Origin of the sequence: Kitasatospora phosalacinea, from assembly GCF_000717185.1 — a bacterium.
GTDB lineage: Bacteria > Actinomycetota > Actinomycetes > Streptomycetales > Streptomycetaceae > Kitasatospora > Kitasatospora phosalacinea_A.
Genome location: NZ_JNYE01000230.1, coordinates 1 through 1592, shown reverse-complemented (window position 1 = coordinate 1592; position 1592 = coordinate 1). Strand labels below are relative to the sequence as shown.

General features: G+C 71.5%; 1 protein-coding gene. It reads right to left on the bottom strand.

The window, feature by feature from the left end; genetic code table 11:
• Positions 1-29: 29 nt before the first annotated feature.
• The coding region (locus OO57_RS37710; RefSeq protein WP_051778774.1) for an IS1182 family transposase at positions 30-1592 on the bottom strand (1563 nt) is incomplete at its 5' end.

The window sequence follows — 1592 nt, the reverse complement described above, 5'->3', positions numbered from 1 at the left end:
CGGACGCTGTTGGTGAATTCGGGTTCTGATCACTTCGCCTCGTCGACTGGTTGGTCGGTGGGGCGAAGTGCTGCGAAGTGGCTGGTGCGGGTTCGGGCTCGGGGTGTGTCGGTGAGGTGGGCGTCGATGCGGGTGAGGTTGAGGGCTGCGCCGGTGAGTTGGTGCTGGAGACCGGTCTTCGCGAGGCCCCGGTAGCGGGATCTGCGCATGCCGCAGCGCCCGACGCCCTGGGCGATGGTGCCTTCGACGCCGGCGCGGACCTTGTAGCGCTCTTTCCAGTCGTCGGTCTGCTGCTCTGCTCTGGCGGCTCGCAGGGCGTGGTGGTCGTCGTGCCGACGCAGGCGCAGTTCGCGTCGGGGCGCCTTGGGTGAGTTGATGCACTCTGTCCGGGCCGGGCAGGGGCGGCAGTCGGTGGAAGAAAACCGCACCCGGATCACCGGCAGCCCGTGTTCGGAGAGCCGGTTGCTCCAGTTGACGCTGGTGTGGCCGCCGGGGCAGGTGACCCGCTCGCGGTCCCAGTCGATGGAGAACGACTCCCGGCCGTGGCTGTCGGCGGTGCCCCGCGCACTGGTGTCGGGCCCGACCGGTCCGTGCAGGGCGATGCCGTGCTCGCGCCGGGCCGTCGCGATCTGGGAGGCGGTGGGATATCCGGCATCGACCCAGTGCTCGTCCGGCAGACAGTCCCGTTCGGCGAGCGAGGTGTGGATCACCTCGCCCATCACGCTGTCCGCGACGGTGGCGCTGGTGGTGGCCACGTTCGTGACCAGGTTCGGCGTGTCGCTCTCGCAGGTCTCGGTCAGGTGGACCTTGTAGCCGTCCCAGACCAGCTCGTTCTTCCTGCCGCCGCGTGCCTCGGGGTCATAGGGGGTGACCAGGCGCAAAGCGCCCGGCGGCCGGTCTTTCGGGTCCCGCCGCCTCACCTCGCCCTCGGCCTGGTGGAAGTGCTGGACCCAGACCAGGCGCAGGGTCTCCACCTCGGGCAGGGCCCGCAGGCCCGGCGGCGCGTCGGGGGCGCCAAGCGCCTGGAACAGCCGCGTCCCGTCGGCGCCGACCCGCTGCCCCGCCTCGACCCGCTTCGCGTGCGCCTTGGGGAAGCGGGAGTCCTCGGCCCGGGTGGCGTAGTGCCGGAACCAGTCCGGCTCCGCGACATCCGCCAGCCATTCGGGGGCGGCCCGGGCGAGCGCGTTCAACGCGGAGCGCAGTGTCTCCGAGACCATCTCCAGCCAGCACATCTGCCGGGCCGCGGACAGCACGTGGGTGGAATCGGTCCGCGCCCGCCCCGCCGTCTTCAGCAGGCCCCTGGCCCGGGCGGCGTCGAGGACGCCGTCCAGCACCCGCCGTCCGGCGTCCGCCTCGACCAGCCGGTCCCTGAACTCCGAGAGCACCGAGAAGTCGAAGCCGGGATCGCCCAGTTCCAGGCCGAGTGCGTACTTGAAGTCGATCCTCGCCCGCACCGCCTCCGCAGCCTGCCGGTCGGTCAGCCCCTCGACGAACTGCAGCACCAGCACCAGCGCGAGCCGGCCCGGCGACCAGGCAGGCTTGCCTCGCGACGGGAACAGATCGGCGAACTGCCCGTCGGTGAACAGCACCCC